Genomic DNA, 20,702 nt, shown 5'->3' with positions numbered 1-20,702 from the left:
CGGCTGGCGTGCGGCCCGCGCACCGCCGAGCAGCTGCCGGCCGCGTTCGTCTTCCAGCTGACCTGGCCCACGCTGCCGGCGATCCACTACGGCGACGAGATCGGCATGCGCTACGTGACCGGCCTGCCCGACCACGAGGGCAGCGTCCTGGGCCCCCGCTACAACCGGGCCGGTTCCCGCACCCCCATGCAGTGGGACGGCGGCCCGAACGCCGGCTTCTCCACCGCCCCCGCCGACCGCCTGTACCTCCCGCTCGACCCGGATCCGGACCGTCCCACCGTGGCCGCCCAGCGGGCCGACCCCGCCTCCCTGCTGCATCTGGTACGCCGCCTGATCGCCCTGCGCAAGGCCGCCCCGGAGCTGGGCAGCGGCGGCGCGGTGGAGGTGCTGTACGCCGGATACCCGCTGGTCTACGTCCGGGGCGGCAGGTACCTGGTCGTGGTCAACCCGGGCCGCTCCCCCGCCACGGCGGCGATGCCCGCGGGTGCCCGCTGCACCGCCCTGGAGGCGTCGGGCGTCACCGTCGGCGAGTGCGGGGAGATCGGGGCGGCGGGCTTCGGCTACGGCGTGTTCGAGATCGGCTGACCCCGCCCCGCCCGGCGGCACCCCCGGCGCCGACCCGGCCCCGGGGAGCCCTTCGCGGGTGCCGGGGCCGGGGAGTCCCTCCCGGGGGGGGGCCGGGCCCGTTCTCCGTGACGGGTCCGGCCCCCGGTCGGGCGCCGGTGCCGGGTCAGGGGCGCGGCGCGGCCGCGAACTCCTCCACGGCGATGGACGGCTTGAGGCGTGCCGTGACCGGCCCCCGGACGAAGTACTCCCGCAGGCTGTCACCGGACAGCGCGTTGCCCAGGCTCGCCATCACCATGCCCTGGTCGAGCAGCAGGTGCTCCTCGTTCAGCTCGCCGGACTTCACCGCGACGGCGTCCAGGAAGCCGCCCTCGCGGTAGACGGGGAAGTCGCGGCGGAGGTTGGCGAGGTTGGCGAGGGCCTCGTCCGGGGCGTACCGCAGGCCCAGGAAGGCGGCGTGCGGGGTCACGACACCGTCGCCGTACTCCTCCGGCCGCGGCGGCGGCTCCGCCGCGCGGCAGCCGGGGAAGCCCGGTTCGACGGTGGTGGCCTCCTGGTCGGAGGTGTAGCCGGCCGGGTTCATCCCGATGGCGTCGACGCCGTACGCCCGGTAGCCGGTGGGGGGCTGGTTGGAGGGCGAGAAGCCCCAGTAGCCGTACCCGGCCTCCTCCATGCCGTGCTCGATGTGAGCGCGTACATAGTGGGGGTGGTTGATCCCCCAGCTCTTGGTGCCCCACTTCTCCTCGGGGACGAAGAGGTTGGCCATCAGGCCCTCGAACATGGAGCCGCCCCAGGTCGGCATGATCTTCATGCCGCGGTACGCGTAGGCGCCCTCCCAGACCCGCACGCCCCGGTACTCGCGGTAGAAGCCGGTCGGCTTCTGCTCCTGCGCGCAGTTGTCCGGGGCGAGGCTCCGGTTCGGGCCGAAGTACGCCTCGGGCGGGATCTGCCCGAGCGCCATCCCGACGTAGGTGGCCATGCGGGTCTCGCCGAGGGCGCCGTACCGGCCGCAGGTGAGCCACACCTCGCCCTTCTTCTCCGTGCACTTGCCGGCGGGCGGCTCCTCGCCGTAGAAGCCGCCGTGCATGAGGCCGCCGCCGGGGTTGGCGCCGGCGGCGTCGGGGTCGTAGAAGTACCGGAAGTCCATCCGGCCGAGCAGCTTCGCGGCCTTGCCGCGGAGCTCGGGAAAGGCGTTCCTGACCACCATCAGCCCGGTGGCGGCCCAGGCGTTGTCGACGCTGGAGAGGAACCTGTCGTCGCGGGTGCTGTCCTCGCGGAAGTCCCCGGTGTCCGGGTCGTACCAGCGGTAGAACATGCCGGAGGGGCGGTGGTAGGGCAGCTCGGCGAGCCCGTCGAGCGTCCGCTCGACCTTGTCCTCGGCCTCGTCCTGCGTGAGGACTCCGCTGCGCCAGGCGGCCGTCGCCGACCAGAGGTAGGAGCCGAAGGGCGTCGGCGCGGTCCAGCGGCTCCGCTTCTGGAGGCCGGGGTCGACGGCGTTGGCCGGCAGGCCGGTCTCCGGCGAGGTCATCGCGTCGATCGACTTCCAGGTCGCCGACGCGTACTCCGCCAGCACGGCGGTCTGCGCGGCGGTGAACCCGTCCGCGCGGGCCGGCGGTCCGGGGGCGGCCCGCGCGGGGGCGACCGCGCCGGCCACCAGCGTGACCGGCACGGCGACGGCCAGCAGCACCTTCTTGATGTCTGATCTCACTCGGTGACTCCATCCTGGACTCGGGCGGTGTAAGCGCATACATGAGTCTGTGAGCGACACCGCGGAGAGTCAATGCCGCGCACGGAGATCATCCGGCGCGGCGGCGGAGCCGGCGGGACCGGCGGGATCAGCGGGAGTGGTCGGGCACTCGCACGTAGAACCTGCTGAAATACTCCGGCCCGGGCGGGACGAACTCGGGTCCCTGCGGCACCTCGGCGCGCCGCCAGAGCCGGTGGGAGCCGAACGGGCCGAAGTCGGCGAGGGCGGACTCCTGCTGCCGGAGGAAGTCCCACAGCTGCGGCGGAGCGACCCGCTCGGGATGCGCGGTGTCCGGCCAGACGGCCGGGGAGTCCGTCGGCCGCAGCAGGCAGTGCGCGGACGCGGAGAGGTACGTGCCCACGGAGCCGGAGACCGCCAGCCGGCGCAGGGCCAGGTCCGGGGGCAGCTCCTCCGGGACGTCGTCGCCGCCTTCCCCGAAGCGGCGGCAGTACTGCTCCTGCGCCCGGCGGACGAGCCGGTCGCCGGTCGCCGTGCGCGGGGAGACGCGGCCGACGACCCGGTGCGACCAGAGCATCAGCAGGCCGGATCCCGCGGCCATGGCGAGCCCCGCGGCGAGGTACGGCAGGCCGGCCGCGACGTCGCGGGCCAGGGCCATGCCGGCGAAGGTGCCGTAGATCACCACCGCGAACCCCAGCGACATCGACAGGACGAGCAGCAGGCGCGCGATCGCGTAGCGGCCCCGGGCCCGGTGCAGGTGCCGGTCGTGGGGGCGCAGCCCCCGGGCCGCCAGGCTCTGCCACAGCTCCTCGGCCTCGTCGGTGAGCAGGCCCCACCCGAGGACCTGCTTGAGCGGGGCGGGCTGCCGCTTCGGGAGCTGCGCCAGCAGCGCACGGTGCGGCGGGGACGGCGCGGCGTCGTCCCGCTCCGGCCCGTCCGCGCGCGCCGCGACCGCGTACTCGCGCAGCCGGGGGGTCCGGGTGAGCTCCAGGCGCCCGGCGAGATACAGCTCGGTGAGGAGTACCCGGGTGAGCCGGGCCGGCCCTCCGGCCAGCAGCGCCAGCTCCGCCGCGCTCAGGTCGTCGGGCTCCGGCGCGTCCTGCGGCGGGAGCGCCCCGGCGGCCCGCGCGTAGTCGGCGAGCACCCGGCGCCGTACGAGCGGAATCCACGCCCACGTCAGCAGGGTGAGTCCGCAGAGCGCCGCCACGACGGCCTGGAGGGCGTGGGCACCCAAGGAGAACCTCCCGAACGGACGACGTGATCACCTGGCAGCTACCCGCCTACCCGCCCGCGCGGCACCGACTCCCGGCCGCCGCGCCACCGCACCGCCCGGACGGTGCCGCCGGGCGGCGGCGCCCGTTCCCCGGCGGACGGGTTAGCCTGCTGGTCGCCGCCCCGTCCCGCCGCCACCACCGCGGCATGGAACCGGACCGGCGGGTGGCAGCGTGCTGTTCGCCGAGGCAACAGCTCTGATCAGGCGGTGACTGCTGGGAGGGCACGTGAGTACCGAGAGGAACTTCCCCCATCTGGGCTTCGACCCGGCCCCGGGGGATCTCGACGACCTGTCGACCCTGGTGTCGCTGGTGGGGAAGGTGAGCGGCGAGGGCAACTCCGCGCACACCGAGATCAACAAGATCGGCACGTCGGACGGCATCTGGGTGGGGAAGGCCGCCGACAAGTTCAGCGAGAGCGTCTCCGAGATACCGCCCTACCTGAAGAAGGCGCTGGGTTCCCTCGACGAAGCCCACCGGGCGCTCTCGTCGTGGCACACGAGCCTCACCCGATTCCAGGCCACGGCCCGCCGCCTGGAGAACGAGGCCGCGGACGCCGCCGGGCGGGTGTCCACCGCGCAGGGGGCGGTGGACGGCCTGCCGACCGACACCGCGGGTATGTCCGACAAGGAGAAGGAAGACCACGAAAAAGAACAGAAGGGCAAGAAGCAGGCGTTGACCGACGCGCAGGGCGAGCTGGACGGCATCCGCAGCCGCGCGCGCACCCTGAACGGCGAGTTCAACACCGAGGCCCGGTACGCCGCCCGCAGGCTCCGCGACGCCGCGGACGACGCCCCGCCGAAGCCCAACTGGTTCGAGCGGCGGATCAACGATCTCGGCAACATGCTGGAGAACGCCTTCGCCTCGATCACGGACCCCGACTTCTGGAAGGCGATCGGGGACTTCCTCGCCGACGCCGCGATGGTCGTCGGCATCCTGGCCCTCCTCGGCGTCCCCGGGCTCGGCTGGATCGGCCTCGCCCTGGCGGGCGGCGCGCTGCTGTTCCACGGCGCCGCCCTCCTCGGCGGCGCGGAGGGGGTGACGTGGCAGACGCTCGCCTGGGACGCGGCCGGGCTCTTCGCGGGCTTCCGGGCGGTGAAGGGGATGCGGCTGGCGAAGGCGGGCAAGGACCTCAAGAGCGCCGGCACCGCCATCCGGACCCTGGGCACGGACAGCCTCAACGCGGCGAGAACCCTGAAGAACACGGCCGGCTTCAAGGCCATGGCGTCCAACTTCATGCGCAAGCCGTGGAAGGTGGGCGAAGGGCTCAAGGGGTTGCGTACGGGCGCGCAGAACTCCCTTCAGGCGTTCCGGGAGATGCGGCAGTCGTACCGCTGGATCGACAAGGGGAACAGCCTGATCCGCCAGGGCGAGTCGATGATCTCGTCGGGGCGGCTGAAGGACCTGCGGTGGACGCAGGCCGGCGTCGGCCTGGCCGGCGGTTCCAACATCAACGGCCGGTACCTGTTCGAGGACGGCGCGCCCTGGTACGGGGACTGGAACACGGGCGACATCCCCCTGGTCGGCACCGCGCCGAAGGTGTGGGACTTCGTCGAGCCCAACCGGGACCTCAGTCAGCCGCTCGCCTCCGCCGGCAACGCCTTCGACAGCGGCATCTCCCCCCGGGCGGTCGGCGCGTGACCGCCGGCCCGGCCCCGGAGGGGGCCCCGACCGAGAACGCCCGCTACGCCTTCCGCTACGAGCTGCCCGGCGCGTTCGTGCACGTCCGGGATCCGATCCGGCTCGACGGCTGGCAGGAGGCGGCCGTCGAGCTGCTCCCCGGCGCGGACGAGGCCGAGCGCACGGCGTACGCCCGGCAGATGCTCCGGACCCTGCCCACGCTCCTCGTGGCCGAGGAGACCCTCGTGGACGTGGCGGTGTGCCTGGGAGTCGAGGACGGCGACGACGGCTACCGGCTCTCCCAGGGGCTGCTGGCCGTCTGCGCCCGCCCGAGCCGGCACGGCGACCGGCTGCTGGCCGCGGAAGGCATCTACCGGGCGAAGGAGCAGACGTTCTTCTCCGGCGAGCGGGACCTGACCGAGATCGACCTCCCGCGGGCGAAAGGCCGGCAGGGCAGCAAGGACACCCTGCTCGCCGTGCACCTGCCGTGCGGCCCCGGGGTGATGTCGGCGTCGGTGCGCGCGGTCACGCGGGCGGGCATCGCCGCGTCGATGCAGGACGGGGATGCGCCGCCGGCCGGCAGCCCGGCGATGGTGCCCGAGACCGTCTCCCTCGCCGCCCTCCAGCTGATCATCCCGGCGCCTCGGGACTACGTCGTGTACGTCACCATCTCCACGCCCTGCGTCGACCTGCTGACGGAGTACACCGAGCGGCTCTCCGCCATCGGCCGGACCTTCTCCTTCGACGACCCGGACGACCCGGACGAAGGGGACGGGCGGGACGAGGCGGCGGGCGCGGCGGCTCAGCGCTCCGCCCGCGCCGTCACCGGCGGAGGCCACTGAATCCCCTCGCGCGCCAGCAGCCGCAGGTACGCCGCGCGGCGCCGGCGCATGAACACCTTGGAGAACACGATCAGCAGGATCAGCCCCGCGGCCAGGCCGCCCCCGGCGACGAACGCCAGCGGCTCACCGACACCCCCGCTCACCAGCACGGCCACCATCAGCACCGCGAAGACCTTGACGGCCAGCCCGCGCACCGGCTCCCGGCCCACCACCCCGAAGTAGTCGGCCTTGATCCGGGCGTGCAGCAGCCGGACCTCACGCCGGGCGGGCCCCCGGGCGGTCAGCGGTACGCGCCAGGGAAACATGCCGGGCAGCCGGCCGCCCCGGAGCGCGCGCGGATAGTCCTGGCCGGTGCGCTCGGCGCGGCGGCGGGCGTCCGGCAGCCGGCGGAAGGTGTGCAGCGGCGGCCGCAGGTCGGCGGGGACGCCGGTGGCGAGCCCGGCGTAGCGGTAGCCGAACTGCTCGGCGCAGTAGGCGAACTTGGCGAAGAGCCAGACGGACGGCCACGGGATCGGTGTGTGGAACTCCCCGAGCGCTTCGCCCTCTTCGAGCATCTTGCGCAGGTATCGTCGCATCCGCATGAGGGCTCCGCTCAGCCGCCCTTGCCCATCAGCTCGTTGTAGAGCTTCTCGTCCAGCTTCTCGAACTCGTCGGCCGCGGTCTTCGTGAACGACGACACGCCCTTGGTCATCTTCGACAGCTGGCTGAACCCGTAGTCCCAGGATCCGGCGAAGTCGTCGCAGGCGGAGTGGAGCTCCTCGTGCCCGATCCTGGTCGCGTCGGCCCGGGTCATCTCCTTCGAGGCGCCCTTCATCCGGCTGCCGCTCTCCTCCAGGGTGCGGGCCATCTCCCTGACCTCGTCGTAGGCGAACCTCAGAAACGACACCGGACGCTCCCCTCAGCGCTCACCGAAGAACCTCCGCCACCGTACCAGCGGCCCGTGGACCCGGGTACGAGCCGAGACCGCCCGCCGCCGGCGCCGGTTCAGGAGCGGTGGGCGTCGCGAGTCGTGCGCGCCGACCCGGGGTTGCGGGGCGAGTAGACCGGTCGTATAGTGAGTGCGGAACACGGCAGCCAGCCACCGAACTCCCTGAAGGGGAAGACATCATGGGACGCATCAAGGTCGGCACGGAGAACAGCACCGACATCGAGCTGCACTACGAGGACAAGGGGACGGGGCAGCCGGTCGTCCTCATCCACGGCTACCCGCTGGACGGCAACTCCTGGGAGGGCCAGGTCCCGGCCCTGCTGGACGCCGGGTACCGGGTCGTCACCTACGACCGGCGCGGCTTCGGCAAGTCCAGCCAGCCCTCCACCGGCTACGACTACGACACGTTCGCGGCCGACCTGAACACCGTCATGGAGACCCTCGACCTGCACGACGCGGTCCTCGTCGGCTTCTCGATGGGCACCGGCGAGGTCGCCCGCTACCTGTCCACCTACGGCTCCGGCCGGGTCGCCAAGGCCGCGTTCCTCGCGTCGCTGGAGCCGTACCTGGCGATCACCGAGGACAACCCCGACGGCGCGGCCCCGCCCTCCTTCTTCGAGGGTGTCTCCGAGGCGGTCAAGAAGGACCGGTACGCCTTCTTCACCGGCTTCTACGCCGACTTCTTCAACCTCGACGAGAACCTGGGCACCCGGGTGAGCGAGGAGGCCGTACGCAACGCCTGGAACGTGGCGGCCGGCGCGGGCCCGATCGCCTCGGCGGCCGCCCCGCTGAGCTGGCCCACCGACTTCCGGGCGGACATCCCCCGCATCGACGTCCCCGCCCTGATCCTGCACGGCACGGCCGACCGCACCCTGCCCGTCGACGCCTCCGGGCGCCGCTTCGCCAAGGCCCTGCCCGCGGCTCGGTACGTCGAGATCGACGGCGCGCCGCACGGGCTGCTCGCCACCCACACCGCCGAGGTCAACGAGGTCCTCCTGGACTTCCTCGGCCGGTGACGCGCCGGCCGGTGCGGGCGACGCACGGAGGTGGACAGACGACTGGTCTAATGGGCGGTACGATGGGGTGCATGGCAGCCATCCATGGCGACACGCGCCGCAGCATCCTCGACGCCGCCCAGCGGATCATGTCCCGTAAGGGGTTCTCCGCGGTGGGCATCAACGAAGTGCTCACCGCGGCCGGGGTGCCGAAGGGGTCGTTCTACCACTTCTTCGGCTCCAAGGACGCCTTCGGCGAGGCCATGATGCGGGCCTACTTCACCGACTACCTGGCGGACATGGACCGCATCCTCGCCGAGCCGGGCCTGACCTCGGCGGAACGGCTGATGAACTACTGGCGGAACTGGCGCGAGACGCAGAGCGTCGACGAATGCCAGGGCAAGTGCCTGGCCGTCAAGCTCGGCGCGGAGGTCGCGGACCTCTCGGAGAGCATGCGGCTCGCCCTGAAGGAAGGCACCACCGCCATCGTCGACCGCCTGGAACGGACGATCACGGCCGGCCGCGAGGACGGGTCGATCACCGTCGACGGCACCGCCCGCGACACCGCGCAGGCCCTGTACGACATGTGGCTCGGCGCGAGCGTGATGGCCAAGATCCACCGCGACATCGGCCCGCTGGACACCACGACGACGATCACCCGTCACCTGCTGCACCTGTAGGACCCGACCCAACTTCGACCCAGCCCGACCCACCCGGGAGCACAAGCCCGGACACCGGTCACGCCCTCGCGAAGACGACCAGTCTACTATTGGAGAAACCGCGTGAAGATCCTTCTCGTCCTCACCTCGCACGACGAACTCGGCGACACCGGCCGCAAGACCGGCTTCTGGCTGGAGGAACTCGCCGCCCCCTACTACCGCTTCAAGGACGCCGGCGCCGAAGTCGTCCTCGCCTCCCCCAAGGGCGGCAGGCCGCCGCTGGACCCCAAGAGCAACGAACCCGGCTTCCAGACCGACGAGACCCGCCGCTTCGAGGCCGACCCCGAAGCCATGGCCGCCCTCGCCGGCACCGCCCGGCTCGACTCCCTCACCGCCGACGACTTCGACACCGCCTTCTACGCCGGCGGCCACGGCCCCCTGTGGGACCTGGCCGAGGACCCCGACTCCGTCCGGCTCATCGAGACCACCCTGCGCGCCGGCAAGCCCCTCGCCCTCGTCTGCCACGCCCCCGGCGTGATGCGGCACGCCGTCAACCCCGACGGCACTCCCCTCGTCCGGGGCCGGAGGGTCACCGGCTTCACCAACGGCGAGGAGGCCGCCGTCGGCCTGACCGACGTCGTCCCCTTCCTCGTCGAGGACGAGCTGAAGAAGCTCGGCGCCGACTACTCCAAGACCGGCGACTGGCAGCCCTACGTCCTCACCGACGGCCTGCTCGTCACCGGCCAGAACCCGGCCTCCTCCGGCCCCGCCGCCGACACCCTCCTCGCGCTCCTCGCCGACACCCCCGCATGACGGGCGGGGTGACCACCACCGGCTGAACACCGGACGGCCCCGGCGGGCCCCCCGGGCCGCCCACGCCCGCTGCGACGTACGACCGAGAAGAGAAACACACATGAAGACCTTCATCGTGGGCATCGCCGGCGGCGTAGGTGCCCGCCTGGCCCGCCTGCTGACCTCCGCCGGCGACCAGGTCGACGGCCTCTACCGCCGCCCCGAACAGGGCGAACACCTCGCGGCCCACGGAGTCCACGCCACCCACGGGGACCTGACCCGCCTCGACGCCCCCACCCTCGCCACCCACCTGGACGGCACCGACGTCCTCGTCTTCGCCGCCGGCGCGGGCGGCGAAGGCGGCACCGCCGCGGTCACCGCCATCGACGGCACCGGCCTGACGACGGCCATCGAGGCAGCCCGCCTCGCGGGTGTCCCACGCCTGCTGCTCGTCTCCGTGTTCCCCGAGGCATGGCGCGACCGCGAGGTGTCCGACACCTTCGAGCACTACATCGACGTCAAGAAGAAGGCGGACGCCGCGCTCGCCGCCACGGACCTCGACTGGGTCATCCTGCGCCCGGCCGCCCTCACCAACGACCCGGGCACCGGCCGCGTCAGCCTCGCCCCCGCCCTGATCCACACCCAGGTCACCCGCGACGACGTCGCGGCAGTCCTCGCCCGGCTCATCCACACCCCGGGGATCCGCCGCCGGATTCTCGAACTCACCCAGGGCCCGGATCCGATCAGCGACGCCGTCCGCCGGCAGATCGAGAAGTGACCGCACCGACCCACCGCCCGCGCGGACCGGCCCCCGAGTGCCCCGCCCGCCCCCGCGACATCCCCACGCCTCCGCACGCCACCAACTGCCCCGCATGACCAACTAGTTCCCCACACCGGGACCAACGCCCCGGAGCACCCGCCGTCCAGGCCCGCCGAAGTCGCCCTCCGGCCTCGAACTTCTCGCGACGATGCAGGTGACTGGGTATGGTGCGGCAATGCGGTCACATGACTACGCGGCGGTGTTGCCGTTCCTGAGCGACATCGAGGTCGTTGCCTCCACGATCGTCGCGATCTGTACCGCGATCACCGGAGTCGTCGCTCTCGCCCGCGCCATCCGCTCCAACCAGCGCACGGTGCGGGCGAACAGCCTCAAGATCGGCTGGCAGGTCGACTCGGGCCCCGACGCGACAGGTGCCCTCGTCCTCAACGAGTCCAACACCACGTTCCAGAAGCTGGTCGTCACCGTCACCTGTGGCGCACGCCTGCGTACGGCCCGCAAGGACATCGCCGTCCTCAAGGCGGGCGACGAGCATCTGTGGCCGAGCGGCGACGTCCACCGGTCGGTGCCCGCCGAGCCGTCCCCCGCGGATGCCTCGGCCAGGCACCACGGCACACCGCACGATGTGCAGATCACCTTCCGGGACGGCAAAGGCTACTGGTCCCGAAACGACGAACGGCTCGACCGGGTGCGCTCGCTGGTGGTCTGGGCGGAGCGGACCCGGGCCCGCACTCTGGCGAAGTACTTCGGGTCTTCCAGCCCTTTCCGCAGAACGTACGCGGTCTCCGTCAAAGTGGAGTCCTTCGACCGCACCGAGGCGCTGGAAGAAGCGTTCACCAGACTCGTCGCGACCGGCCGCCCACCGCGCGGCTACCACGTTCCGGACGTGGTAGCCGGGCCGCATGACTGGATCGGGCGCGTCGTACGGGAAGGCTCGGTCCTCGAACCACCGTTCAGCCCCGCCGGGCTCGCCCGGATCTCCCCTGTCGCCGTGGCTGCCCTCACCAGCCAGGAACAGCTCTACGCGATACCGTACGTCTTCGACAGCGTGGCCCTGATCCGCAACAACGCGCTCACGGGCGGCGGTCCGATGCCGACGACGTTCGACGAGGCCGTCCACGCCGGTGCCGCGGCCGTCGAAGCCAAAGGGATCGAGGACGGCACCGGAGTCGCGCTCCAGGTCGGCTCCCCCGACCCGGCGGGGAATGCCGGCGACCCGTACCACATGTGGCCCCTGTTCTCCAGCTGCGGCGGGACGTTCTTCGGCCTGGGCGGAACGCCCTCCGAAGCGGGCGGCGCGGCCGGGTTCGAGGACATCTCGGCGTGGCGCGAGAGCTTCGTCCACGCGTTCGTCGAGCTCAGCAAGCTCGGCACCGGCCCGGGCGGAAGCGGCGCGCTGAACCCGGACCTCGGCCGCGCGGAAGCGTTACCGCTGTTCTTGGCGGGCCGCGCCCCGTTTCTGGTCTGCTCGTCACGTGCCCTCGCCTCGATCAAGGACAAGCGCATGGACGTGACCGTGGCCGCGGTGCCTCCGCTGGGTGACAGGCCGGCCGTGTCGATGGTCTCGGTGTACGGCTTCTACATCTACCGGGACGCACCGAACATTCCCGCGGCCCGCGACCTGGTGACCTCCTATCTCTCCCAGCCCGACGCGGGTGAAGACCTCAACAGGCTCCAGCAGCTGGTGCCCGTACAGGAGGAGGCGATGGACACCGTCGCCGCCCGGGACGCGGTCCTGCGCCCGTACATCGGCCAGTGCGACGACGGCCAGGTGATGCCGTCGTGGCCGGAGATGCGTGACGCGTGGCGGCTCCTCGGACAAACCGAGTACAAGGTGCTGGCCGGCGGGAGCGACCCGCGCGCCGTGGCCGGGGAGGCCGCCGAGGCCGGATGGGAGCTGCTCCGCGAAGCACGCGCCTCCGGACAGTGACCTCCCCGAAGCCGTCCCCGGAGCCGCCTCGGAGCCCGAGCAGGGAACGTGCCGACGCAGCGCAAGGCCGGTGCGCCGACACGCGCCCACCGGCAGTCGCCGTGCGCCTCGCCACGGCTCGGGGAGAGGCGGTTGCGAGCCTGCGACCCGCCGCTCGCCGGAGCCGGTAGTGACCGCGTACCTCGGGCTGCCGGTGCCGACCCGGTTCGCCCGGGGCGGAGGCCCTCGGGCTCACCGAGTCAGATCGCCGAGCAGATCGTCGATGACGCTTTCCTCCTCGACCCGGACCCCGAGTTCGGTGAGGGCAGCGGTCAGCCCGGGGTCCCAGGGGGCGGGCTCGGGGGTGCCCCGCAGCGGGGGCGCGAGTGGCGTCGTGGCCGCCGCCGCGCGGTAGTCCGACGCCGTGTAGCGCCAGGGGCGCCACGGTACGCGGCGCAGCAGGCCGCCCGCGATGCGCAGGCCGCCCCAGTCGAAGTCGCCGTGGTAGCGCAGCCCCGCCCCGCTCGTGTGCAGCAGCCGCAGCAGGGTGAGCGCGGCGGCCGAGGGCTGGCCCTGGAGGCAGACCAGGGGTGCGCAGGCGGCGCCGTGTGCGTCGGCCGCGGCGGCGACGACCGCGGGGTTCTCGCACACGTACACCGTGGGCGCGGCGGCGAGCGCGGGGGGCGCGCCGCCGGCGAGCTGGCGCAGGGGCAGCACCGTCGGCTCGCCCGCGTCGGCCAGCGCGTCGAGCGCCGCGGTGCCGCGCACGCCCAGCACCAGCACGGTGGCGGACAGGGCGTCCTTCAGCAGGCCCGCCGAGGCCCAGGCCGCCCGGCGCCACTCGGCACCCTCGCCGTCGGGGAAGCCGGTGAGGGCCCGGACGCCGGAGCGCACCAGGGTGGCGAGCGGGGCGCCGTCGTCGAGGGCGTGGGCGTCGCCGAGCGTCTGGGCGGCGAACTCGGGCAGCGGGCGGGGCGGGGCGGCGGGGAGCGCGGCCAGCGCGGAGACGGTCGCGGCGAGCAGCTGACGGGCCGTATCGGGGGTGCGGGCGAGACGGCGTACGAGGCCGTCCCGGCGAATGCGGTCGGCCCACCCCGCCAGGCCCGCGGGCAGGGCGGCAAGTGGCGCGTACGCCTCCTCCCATGCGCGCGCCTCCCGCTCGCGGGCCTCCGCGAGCGGCGGCACGGGTCCGCTCAGCGCGGTCACGGCGGCGGCCAGGCCCGCGGGGCTGACCCGGGAGCGCCGCAGCACCGCGTCGACCTCGTCCAGCCGTACGCTCAGTGAGCGACCCGGACGCGGGGCGCGGCCCAGCAGCCGTTCGGTGGCCGCGCGCTGTGCGGCCGTGGCGGCGGCGAGCGTGACCGTGCCGGTCAGAGGTTCGCCGCGGGCCATCCGGCGGCGGGCGCGCTCCACCAGCCAGTCGAGACCGGGATCGCCGAGCAGGCGGGACAGCCGCTCGGGGTCGCGGCGCGCCGTGTCGTCGGGGACGTCGGGGACGTCGGGGACTTCGGGGCCGCCGGGGCCGGCCGGCCGGTCCCGGCTCACGTCCACAGCGCCTTGGTACCGGACTCCTCCCCGCCGTCCCGCGGCACGGGGACGCCGCCATGCGCCGCCGCCGCGCGCTCCGGCTCCACCCCCCGGTCCCGCTTCGCCCCGTCCCACTCCCAGCGCGTGACCAGCACCGCGGCGATCTCGTCCACCCGCGACAGCTGCGCGATCGCGATCCCCGGCACCTGCGGATAGCAGGCCCACTCCCGCTCGCTGGTCATCACCACGTCGAGGTCGAAGGCGTGCAGCAGGCCGAGGCACTTGGCCCGGGAGTCGTCGTCGACACCGGCGAACGCCTCGTCGAGGGCGACCAGCCGCGGCGCGTCCGGCGCGGCGGTGGCGTAGTGGGAGGAGGCCGCCGCGAACAGCGGCACGCTCATGGCCAGCACCCGCTCTCCTCCGGAGGCGGGTCCGGTGGCCGGTACCCAGCGGCCCTGCTGGTGGCGTTCCACGCCGAACTCGTGCCAGGAGCGGTAGTCCAGCGCCGCGGTGAGCACCTCCAGCCAGCTGCCCGGTCCTCCTCCCGCCCCTTCGCCGGTCTGCTGCCGCGCGATCTGGGCCTGAAGGAACTCCCCGACCGCGGCCCGGTCCTCCGGCGCCCAGGCGTCGGCGGTCTGCCGCAGCCGCGTCCGGGCCCGGTCCAGGCCGGCCGGGGCCCTGCGGGAGGGGCGCCAGACCAGCCGCAACCGCATCCCGGTGGAGGTGGGGCGGTGTTCCAGCTCGTCGTTCATGCGCCGCACCTGCCGCTCGGCGGCGCCGATCAGCTCCTGGAGGGTGCCGGCGACCTCGGTGAGCAGGTGGGTCTCCAGGATCTCCCGCTCGTGCGCGGACAGGATGCGCTGCAACTCGGCCACCTCGACCGCCAGCGCCTCCGCGAGCTCCGGCACGGCGCGCTCCCTGCCCTGATAGCGGACGTCGACAACCATGCCGTCGTCGGTCATCCGCGCGCTGGCACCGTGGCCGCCGCGGGAGAGGGCGTCCTGGAGCTTCTTGTACTCCTCGCCGAGCCGCTTCTGCACCCGCTCCCAGGCGCCGTCGGAGTCGTCGACACCGGCTTCCGCCAGCTCCGCCTCCACGGTACGGGCGAGCGCGATGGCGGGCTTCGCCGCCCAGCCGCCCGGGTCCTGCGCCGGCACCGGCACCTCCGGAAGCGCCACGGCCAGCAGCCCGGTGGCGGCGAACCGCCGCAACCCGGCGATCGCCTCGGCGCGGGCGGCGGTGGCCTCCCGGGTGTCCTTCTCCAGTTGCTCGATCCGCCCCTCCGCGTGCCCGGCACTCGTCGCCGCCGCGGTGTGGTCCGTACGCGCCTGCCGCTGACCCCGCTCGCACGCTTCCCGGGCGGCCGCGGTCTCCGCCAGCCGCCGCTGGAGCTCGGCGACGGCCGCGCCGACCGTGCCGCTGAGGGTGGCGTGGCGTTCCTGGGCAGCCGCCGCCGTACGGGCCGACTCCTCGGCGCGTACGGCCAGTTCCGCCACCCGTTCCCCGGCCCGCTCGGTCTCGCCGCGGTCGTCGGCGGCGGCGCGCGCGGCGGCGGCCCGTTCGCGCAGCGCCGGCCACAGCGCCGCCAGCACGGCGGTGTAGTCGGCCAGGGCCTGCCGTACGGCGGTCAGGCCCGGCCGGTCGGGGGGCAGGTCCACGGCCGCGGCGGTCTCCGCCAGTTCGGTGGCGGCCGCCTCCTCCGCGCGGGCTGCTTCGCGGGCTGTCGCGGCGTCCTCGTCGCGGCGGCTCCGGGCCCGGTGGGCGGCCTCCGCGGCGGCGGCGGTCCGCGCGTGGGCGTGGCGCAGGTCCGCGTCGTCGGGGACGGCGGCGAGTTCGGCGTCGAGGGTGCGGCGGCGGGCGGCCAGCGCGTCGCGCTGTGCCTCCTGCTCCCCCTGCGCCGCCGCCAGTTCGCCGAGTTCGCCGCGCAACGCGGCGATGCGGGCCCGGCGGGCCTCCTCGCGGGCGCCTTCGCCGACGTACACGGCGGCGTCCTTGGCCCAGCTGCCGGTCAGCGCGCCGACGCGGAAGCGGCCGTCCGGAGCCACCCAGGTGTCACCGGGCCCGGTGCCGCTGCCGCCACCCGGCCCGTCGCCCGGCCCGCCACCCAGGCCGATCGCCCCGAGCAGCCGGACCACCGCCGCCTCCCCCACCGCCGCGGCCCGCGCGTCGCCGTGGTCCACCGCCGGGCGCAGCGCCCCGTCGAGCCGCGGGCGTCCGGTGAGCGGAGCACCGGGGGCGAGGAGGACGTCGTACCCGTCCGCCGCGAGCGCGGTGCCGTCGGGGCACACCCGGGCGTCCAGCAGCCCGGACGCCTCCAGCGCCGCCTCCAGGCCGGCGCGTTCCGCCGTACCGACGTGCTCGTGGAAGTCGACAAGACGCCACAGCGGCGCACCCGGCGCTTGTTCCCGGACCCCGGGGGTACGGGTGTGGGGCACCGGCGGCCCGACCTGCCCGCCCGCTTCGAGCCCGGCCAGTTCCGCCTCGGCCGCCTCCCGCCGGGCGCCGAGGTCCGCCAGCCGCCGCCCCAGCGCGGCCGACTCGTCGGCCAGCCGCGCGGCGCGTACGCGATGGGCCCGGGCGGCGCGCTCGCGGGCGGGTGAGGGGCCGGTCAGGTGCGTCATCCAGTCCGTCAGGACGTCGAGCAGCCCCTCGGAGTCGTCGACGGCCAGCTCGGCACAGCCCCGGAGATGGCCGCGTACGGCGGCGACGAGCGCGGTTCCCGCCGCGGCGGTCGCGGCCTCGGCCTCGGCCTGCCGCCCGGCGGTGTGCCCGGCCTCCCGCTCGGCCTCGTCCAGGCGGCGGGCGGCGGCGCGGCGCTCGGCCGCGGCCTGGTCGGCCTGCGCCGCGAGGTCCGCCACGTGGTCCACGGTGCGCCGCCGGCGTTCGACCGCCTCCCCGGCCGCCCGGCGCAGGTCCGCCTCCGGGACGCCGTCCGTCGTCAGGCCGCCGCCGAGCCTGGCGGCCCGGGCCGTCTCCCGCTCCTGCTCCTGGGTCCGCGCGAGCTGCTCTTCGGCGTCCGCGAGCCGGGCGGTGGCATCGGTGAGCCGGCCCAGCGCCCGGGTGTGGTCCTGTGCCGCCTGCTCCCGGTCGGCCTCGGCGCGCCGCAGCTCCGCCGCCGTCCGCCGGGCGTCGGCCGCGGCCTGCTCCAGCTCGCGGGCGCTGCGCATCTCCGGTCCCGCCCGCAGCGCCTCCTCCTGCGCCGTCAGCCGCGCGGCCGTCTCCTCCAGCTCCGCGATCCGGGCCCCGGCCGCCTGCCGGTCCGCCGCCGCCCGCGCCAGCTCGTCGCGCGCGGCGCCGAGGTCGCGGCCCAGCTGCTCGTAGCGGGCGTGCTCGGTACGCGGCAGCCGTGCGCGGCGGCGGGCCGCGACGCGGGCGTAGCGGCGGTAGTGATCGAGGAACGCGGCGGAGGCCCGCTCCGCCTCGGCCGCCTGCCGCAGCTCCTCCTTCTCCTCGTCCAGCGAGCGGAACGCCTCCGCCACGTCCGCGACCACCGCCTGGTCCAGCGGCGGCAGCGCCTCCGTCAGCGCCCGGGACAGCGCGGCCTCGCTGGGACGCTTCGACAGCTGCGGCTGGCGCAGTTGGACGAGCAGGTCGACCAGGGCGGCGTAGCGCCGCTCGCCGAGCCCGAACAGCGCCTCGTCGACCGCCCTGCGGTACGCCTTCGCCTGGTCGTAGACCATGCCGCGGCCCGCGACGGCCTCCGTGAGCCGGTCGCGGGACAGCGCGGTGCCGGTGGCGTCGACGAGGCTCAGCTCAGCGCCGATCCGCTGGTCGGTGACCGCGTACCAGTGGCGGGCGATGCCGCGGCCCGCGACCGCCTTCAGCCCGCACAGCAGGGTGGCGAAGTGCGGCCGCCCGGTCGCGGGGTCGAGGCGGCCGAACTCGATCCAGGTGTAGCCGAGCCGCTCGGGGTGCGGGTGCTCGCCGCCGAGCAGCAGGTTCCACTCCATCCGCTTGCCCGGGTCGGCGTCCGGCTCCACGCGGCGCGCGGACAGGTCGCCGTCCAGCAGGAACGGCAGGGTGAGGGCGAGGACCTTGGACTTGCCGGTGCCGTTGTTGCCGCGCAGGAGCAGGCGCCCGTCGCGGAACCAGAACTCCTCGGTGTCGTAGTAGAAGAGGTCGACCAGGCCGATACGCAGCGGACGCCACCGGCCGGGCTGGGGGTGCGGGAGGTCGGTCACTGCTCGGGGGCCTTTCCGGAGCCGGGGGCGGGGCGTACGACGGGTTCGCCCACCGCGTAGCGGGCGAGTGCCGGCCGCGGGACGACTCCCGCTGCCGTACGGGCCACCAGGCCCAGCGCGGTGAGCCGCTCCAGGGCCTGCCCGGTCAGCTCCGCCTCGGCGCCGGGCTGCCGGGCGCTCTTCGCCCAGAACCCGGCGTGCTGCCGGGCCAGCTCCCGCACCCGGGCGCCGAGCGCGGCCTCGGCCACCGGCCCGCTCGCCGCGGCCAGGTGCTCGGCGAGCAGCAGCGTGACGTGTCCGTACGTGCCCTGCTCCGGCATGCGTACGTCGGTCAGGTCCAGGGCGGCGCCGCCCGGTCGCAGGTCGCCGGGCGGGTCCACCATGGCGATGCCCTCGGCCCGTACTTCTGCGACGAGCCCGGTCAGTTCGGTGATGCGGGAGGTGAGGAAGGCCCGCTGGCGGGTCAGATACGTCAGCTCGTCGTCGCTCAGTTCGTCGTAGTACAGCACCGGGTCGTCGAGGAGCCGCCGGGTGAGGCGGTGGCGGATGGCGCGGAAGCGCAGCTCGTCGCTGTCCAGCGCGGTCTCCGCGGTGAGCCCGGCGAGCCGCTCCGCGAAGCCGTCGGCGGTGATGAGCGACGGGCCGCGCCGGGCGGCCAGCAGCCCGGCCAGTACCCGCCGCTCCACGTCGTACAGCACGTCGCCGGAGCCGGAGACGTACGCGTCCTCGTCCCCCGCGACCCGCCGCAGCACCCCGAGGTGCAGCAGGAGCCGTACCACGGCCGCGAGGTCGAGGCGCTCGTCGCGCCGCTCCAGGGTGAACTCCAGCCCGGCCGCGGCCAGGTGATCATCGGCGGCGTCGAGGACGACCTGCTCGGCGAGCCGGCCGAGCGCGATCTGCGCCTCGCCGCGTTCCAGCGCCGCCAGCGCCAGGCACAGCAGCACATAGCGGCGCCGGGTGAACGGCGCCCGCGAACGGCTCACTTCGCGCGCCGGATGCGTGGGGTCCGCCGCCGTGCCGGGGGTGCGCAACAGCCGCGCGGACTCGGCGTCCACGCGCAGCGGCCAGCCGGTGTTGCGGTCGAACCACTCGCGCAGCTCGGCCGCGTAGCGCCGGACGAGCCGGAAGCCGTCCGCTTGTGGACCGCCGGCGAGCAGCAGCGGCTCCCGTAGCAGCGCGCGAGCCGCCTTGTGCAGCTCGGCGCCGCGGTGGGCGTCCAGGAACTCCCCGAGGGGGCTGCTCATACGCGTACGCCCGGGGCCACGGGAACGTCTGCGGGCACGTCCACGACGGCGGCTGCGGCGCCTTGCGGGGCGGTGATCTCCAGCAGGTGGTCCGGCCCGCGGAACACCCCGCCCGGCGTGCGCACTTCCGCCCGGCCGCCGTCCCGCAGAGCGGTGAGGCGGATCTCCATCGCGCCGTCGGTGCTGGTCGCCGTCGTGGTCAGGGTGTCCGGGCGCCAGGTGGCCAGCGCGTCGCCGAGCAGTTGCAGGAACAGGCCGAAAGCCACCGGGTCGAGCTCGCCGACCTGGGACAGCCGGATCTCGCCGCCGGTGGCCAGCCGGGCCCGCGCCGCGGCGATCTCGGCCGTCTGCCTGTCCGCGTACTCGGCGAGCCGCCGCCGCTCGGCGGAGCGGTCCCGTACCCGCCGCGGTTTGCCGCGCCGCTCGTAGCTGCCGGTCCGGCGCAGCTGCGGGCTGATCCTGAGCGGCTCCGCCGCCGCCCACGGCGTCGCGGGCGGCACCGGCTCCGCGGCCCGCGCCGCCAGGGTGTCGGCGTCGACGGTCAGGTGCCGGGCCGGATAGAGCCCGAAGGCGGCGCGCCACAGCCGGTGCCGGGCCGCGTCGTCGGGCGCCTCGGCGAACCAGCGCGCCATAGTGCGGAAGTCCGCGGAGCGGTCGGTGCGCCCGGCCCGCCGCTCGTTGAGCTGCCGTACGACGGCCAGCAGCTGCGGGATCGCGCCGAGCGCCCGGCCGCGCAGCAGCCGCGCCTGCGACTCGCGGCCGTCCGCGGAGACGAACCAGGCCGCCAGCCCCGACCACCGGGCGGCCCACCTCTCGTACGCCCGCGCCTGCGAGGTCGCCGCCTCCTCCGGAGCGGCGTCGGCCGATTCGCGGGCGGCCGCGAGCCGCAGCAGCGTCTCCACCCGGCCCTGCTGCTCCAGCTCCCCGATCAGCCGGGCGATCCGCCCGCCGAGGGCGATGAGGTCCTGGATGAACCGCTCCAGATACTGGATCAGCCGGTCCTTGTACGCGAGGAAGACCTCGACCTCCACGCCGTGCAGGTCGATGGTGCGCTGGAGCGAGCCCATGAACGCACGCGCGTTCTCCGCCAGCGCGGCGAACCGGTCCGCGAGCGCGGCCAGCGCCAGATGAGCCTTGGCCGCGTCCGGCTCGTCCTCCGCCGCGAGGACCAGCAGCGCCCGCAGGTGGGTGACGATGTCGTGCAGTGCGACGGCCTGGAGTGCGCCGCGCTGCCCCAGCGCCTCGTCGTACGCCGCGATCGCCAGCTCCACCGCCTCGCCGGCCGGAGTGAGCTGGTAGATGAACCGCTTGCGGTAGAAGTCCTCGACCGCGGTGACCCGCGAGGTGTCCGGGTCGGCCCGCAGGTTGCCCCACTGCACGAGACTGTCCAGCGCCTTGGCCACGGCCTCCGCCTCGGCCGGCCGCTGCTCCGGCGGCAGCGCGGCGTGGACGTCCTCCGGCCGCAGGTGCACCGCGAAGCGCTCCTTGGCCGCGGTGAAGACGGCCATCACCTGCCGGTAGCGGGCGGCATGGGGAACCGTGAGGTGGGCGAAGGGGCCGTGCCCGCCCCCGTGCCGCGCGGATTCGGGTGTGCTCATCGCAGCGCATTCTTCCCGAGCGACCCCGGTCCGTGGTAGCCGTAACCGGATCCTCACCCACCGCAACCGCTTTCCCGCACGGACACCGC

General features: G+C 74.5%; 16 protein-coding genes. 8 read left to right on the top strand and 8 right to left on the bottom strand.

The features are described from left to right. On the top strand, window positions 1-585 hold a 585-nt coding region (locus ACHZ99_RS32645; protein WP_420308460.1), incomplete at its 5' end, for a DUF3459 domain-containing protein. Between the two features lie 145 nt (window positions 586-730). Here ACHZ99_RS32645 and ACHZ99_RS32640 read toward each other — a convergent pair. Both ACHZ99_RS32640 and ACHZ99_RS32635 read right to left on the bottom strand, forming a co-directional pair. Further along, a complete protein-coding gene (locus ACHZ99_RS32640; protein ID WP_420308459.1) occupies window positions 731-2,272 on the bottom strand; it encodes a glucoamylase family protein in 1,542 nt (513 codons plus the stop codon). A gap of 127 nt (window positions 2,273-2,399) precedes the next feature. Next, the gene (locus ACHZ99_RS32635) at window positions 2,400-3,503 is read right to left on the bottom strand and encodes a TIGR04222 domain-containing membrane protein (protein ID WP_420308458.1); all 1,104 of its coding nucleotides are present in this window, start codon (window positions 3,501-3,503) and stop codon (window positions 2,400-2,402) included. A 265-nt stretch (window positions 3,504-3,768) separates the two neighbouring features. Here ACHZ99_RS32635 and ACHZ99_RS32630 point away from each other — a divergent pair, with 265 nt between their 5' ends. Further along, window positions 3,769-5,181: a putative T7SS-secreted protein gene (locus ACHZ99_RS32630; protein WP_420308457.1), complete on the top strand. Its 1,413-nt coding sequence runs from the start codon at window positions 3,769-3,771 to the stop codon at window positions 5,179-5,181. After that, a complete protein-coding gene (locus ACHZ99_RS32625) occupies window positions 5,178-6,002 on the top strand; it encodes a hypothetical protein (protein WP_420308456.1) in 825 nt (274 codons plus the stop codon). The genes ACHZ99_RS32630 and ACHZ99_RS32625 overlap by 4 nt, the downstream gene beginning before the upstream one ends. On the opposite strand, the gene ACHZ99_RS32620 is transcribed toward ACHZ99_RS32625, so the two are convergent. Together ACHZ99_RS32620 and ACHZ99_RS32615 are read right to left on the bottom strand one after the other, a co-directional pair. Then, complete coding sequence (locus ACHZ99_RS32620) at window positions 5,963-6,583, bottom strand: hypothetical protein (RefSeq protein WP_420308455.1); 621 nt, start codon at window positions 6,581-6,583, stop codon at window positions 5,963-5,965. The two genes, ACHZ99_RS32625 and ACHZ99_RS32620, sit on opposite strands and share 40 nt — an antisense overlap. An 11-nt stretch (window positions 6,584-6,594) precedes the next feature. Further along, window positions 6,595-6,888: a hypothetical protein gene (locus ACHZ99_RS32615; protein WP_420308454.1), complete on the bottom strand. Its 294-nt coding sequence runs from the start codon at window positions 6,886-6,888 to the stop codon at window positions 6,595-6,597. A 221-nt stretch (window positions 6,889-7,109) separates the two neighbouring features. Here ACHZ99_RS32615 and ACHZ99_RS32610 point away from each other — a divergent pair, with 221 nt between their 5' ends. From ACHZ99_RS32610 to ACHZ99_RS32590, 5 genes are all read left to right on the top strand, one after another. Beyond that, window positions 7,110-7,946 (top strand): alpha/beta fold hydrolase, encoded by an 837-nt coding sequence (locus ACHZ99_RS32610; RefSeq protein ID WP_420308453.1) that lies wholly within the window; start codon window positions 7,110-7,112, stop codon window positions 7,944-7,946. A 71-nt stretch (window positions 7,947-8,017) separates the two neighbouring features. After that, window positions 8,018-8,605: a TetR/AcrR family transcriptional regulator gene (locus ACHZ99_RS32605; protein WP_420308452.1), complete on the top strand. Its 588-nt coding sequence runs from the start codon at window positions 8,018-8,020 to the stop codon at window positions 8,603-8,605. Between the two features lie 102 nt (window positions 8,606-8,707). Continuing rightward, on the top strand, window positions 8,708-9,397 hold the full coding sequence (locus ACHZ99_RS32600) for a type 1 glutamine amidotransferase domain-containing protein (protein ID WP_420308451.1): 690 nt from the start codon (window positions 8,708-8,710) through the stop codon (window positions 9,395-9,397). Window positions 9,398-9,497: 100 nt separating this feature from the next. Further along, window positions 9,498-10,154, top strand: a complete 657-nt coding sequence (locus tag ACHZ99_RS32595; RefSeq protein WP_420308450.1) for an NAD(P)-binding oxidoreductase — start codon at window positions 9,498-9,500, stop codon at window positions 10,152-10,154. A 217-nt stretch (window positions 10,155-10,371) separates the two neighbouring features. After that, on the top strand, window positions 10,372-12,084 hold the full coding sequence (locus ACHZ99_RS32590; RefSeq protein WP_420308449.1) for a sugar ABC transporter substrate-binding protein: 1,713 nt from the start codon (window positions 10,372-10,374) through the stop codon (window positions 12,082-12,084). A 231-nt stretch (window positions 12,085-12,315) separates the two neighbouring features. On the opposite strand, the gene ACHZ99_RS32585 is transcribed toward ACHZ99_RS32590, so the two are convergent. From ACHZ99_RS32585 to ACHZ99_RS32570, 4 genes are read right to left on the bottom strand one after another with little or no spacing between them, the layout of a single operon-like run. Further along, window positions 12,316-13,614, bottom strand: coding sequence for a TIGR02679 family protein (locus ACHZ99_RS32585; protein WP_420308448.1), 1,299 nt, complete (start codon window positions 13,612-13,614; stop codon window positions 12,316-12,318). Further along, the gene (locus ACHZ99_RS32580; RefSeq protein WP_420308447.1) at window positions 13,605-17,771 is read right to left on the bottom strand and encodes a TIGR02680 family protein; all 4,167 of its coding nucleotides are present in this window, start codon (window positions 17,769-17,771) and stop codon (window positions 13,605-13,607) included. The genes ACHZ99_RS32585 and ACHZ99_RS32580 overlap by 10 nt, the downstream gene beginning before the upstream one ends. After that, window positions 17,768-19,015, bottom strand: a complete 1,248-nt coding sequence (locus tag ACHZ99_RS32575; protein ID WP_420308446.1) for a TIGR02678 family protein — start codon at window positions 19,013-19,015, stop codon at window positions 17,768-17,770. The genes ACHZ99_RS32580 and ACHZ99_RS32575 overlap by 4 nt, the downstream gene beginning before the upstream one ends. After that, complete coding sequence (locus ACHZ99_RS32570) at window positions 19,012-20,613, bottom strand: TIGR02677 family protein (RefSeq protein ID WP_420308445.1); 1,602 nt, start codon at window positions 20,611-20,613, stop codon at window positions 19,012-19,014. Before ACHZ99_RS32570 ends, ACHZ99_RS32575 begins: the two co-directional genes overlap by 4 nt. Window positions 20,614-20,702 lie beyond the last annotated feature (89 nt).

The sequence above is a fragment of the Streptomyces sp. MAR4 CNX-425 genome (assembly GCF_048656465.1).
Lineage (GTDB): Bacteria > Actinomycetota > Actinomycetes > Streptomycetales > Streptomycetaceae > Streptomyces.
The sequence above is the reverse complement of the archived record's forward strand: the minus strand, read 5'-3'. Positions and strand labels throughout refer to the sequence as shown.